Origin of the sequence: Streptomyces sp. 13-12-16 (genome assembly GCF_002114215.1) — a bacterium.
Taxonomy (GTDB): domain Bacteria; phylum Actinomycetota; class Actinomycetes; order Streptomycetales; family Streptomycetaceae; genus Streptomyces.
Window position 1 is genome coordinate 1 of sequence record NZ_NCTE01001018.1, and the last position, 1,617, is coordinate 1,617.

Annotated in this window: 1 protein-coding gene; it reads left to right on the forward strand. The window is 75.1% G+C overall.

The genetic code is table 11. The features are described 5' to 3' along the window. A partial coding sequence (locus B7767_RS34255) for a beta-ketoacyl synthase N-terminal-like domain-containing protein (RefSeq protein WP_143652786.1) occupies positions 1 to 1,617 on the forward strand: 1,617 nt, incomplete at both ends.

Genomic DNA, 1,617 nt, shown 5'->3' on the forward strand with positions numbered 1-1,617 from the left:
CGCTGCGCGGCGGGGGAGAGGTGCCGCCGCTGCTGCGCGGCCTGATCCGGGCCCGCCGCCGCGCCGTGCGCACCGGCTCCGGGGCCGCACTCGGCCTCACCCAACGGCTGTCCCGGCTCGACGCGGAGGCCCGCACCGAGACCGTCACCGACCTGGTGCGCGCCCAGGCGGCCGCCGTCCTCGGACACGCCTCCGCCACCGACATCGACCCCGAACGCGCCTTCCAGGACCTCGGCTTCGACTCCCTGACCGCAGTCGAACTGCGCAACCGGCTCGCCGCCGTCACCGGCCTGCGCACCTCGGCCACCGTCGTCTTCGACCACCCCACGGTCTCCGCGCTCGCCGCCCACCTGCTGGAGGAACTGACCGGCGGCGCCGAAGCGGACGCGCCCGCCGCCGCCCCGACCGCCACCGCCGACGACCCGATCGTCATCGTCGGAATGAGCTGCCGCTACCCCGGCGGCGTCGACTCCCCCGACGACCTGTGGCGCCTGGTCACCGAGGGCACCGACGCGGTCGGCGGCCTGCCCGTCAACCGCGGCTGGGACCTGGACGCCCTGTACCACCCGGACCCCGACCACCCCGGCACCTCGTACACCCGCCACGGCGGATTCCTGCACGACGCGGGCGACTTCGACCCGGGCTTCTTCGGCATGAGCCCCCGCGAGGCGCTGGCCACCGACTCCCAGCAGCGGCTGCTCCTTGAGGCGTCCTGGACCGCCGTGGAGCACGCCGGCATCGACCCGGTCTCCCTGCGCGGCAGCCGCACCGGCGTCTTCGCCGGCGTGATGTACAGCGACTACTCCGCCACCCTCACCGACGAGCGCTTCGAGGGCCACCAGGGCAGCGGCACCGCGCCCAGCATCGCCTCCGGACGGGTCTCCTACGCCCTCGGCCTGGAGGGGCCGGCGGTCACCGTCGACACCGCCTGCTCCTCCTCCCTGGTCGCCATGCACTGGGCGATGCAGGCCCTGCGCTCCGGCGAGTGCTCCCTCGCCCTGGCCGGCGGCGTCACCGTGATGTCCACGCCGACCTCCCTGATCGAGTTCTCCCGCCAGCGCGGCCTGGCACCCGACGGCCGCTGCAAGGCCTTCTCCGACGACGCCGACGGCGTCGGCTGGTCCGAGGGCGTCGGCGTCCTGGTCCTGGAACGCCTCTCCGACGCCCGCCGCAACGGCCACCGCGTCCTGGCCGTGGTGCGTGGCTCCGCGGTCAACCAGGACGGCGCCTCCAACGGCCTGACCGCCCCCAACGGCCCCTCCCAGCAGCGCGTCATCCGCCAGGCCCTCGGCTCCGCCGGACTGACCCCCGCCGACGTGGACGCCGTCGAGGCGCACGGCACCGGCACCACGCTCGGCGACCCGATCGAGGCGCAGGCCCTGCTCGCCACCTACGGCCAGGGCCGTGACCCCGAACGCCCCCTGCTGCTCGGCTCGGTGAAGTCGAACCTGGGTCACACCCAGGCCGCTGCGGGCGTCGCCGGCGTGATCAAGATGGTCATGGCGATGCGCCACGGCGAACTGCCCCGCACCCTGCACGCCGACCGCCCCTCCCGTCACGTCGACTGGGAGTCCGGCGCGGTCGCGCTCCTCCAGGAGCACACCGCCTGGCCCGAGA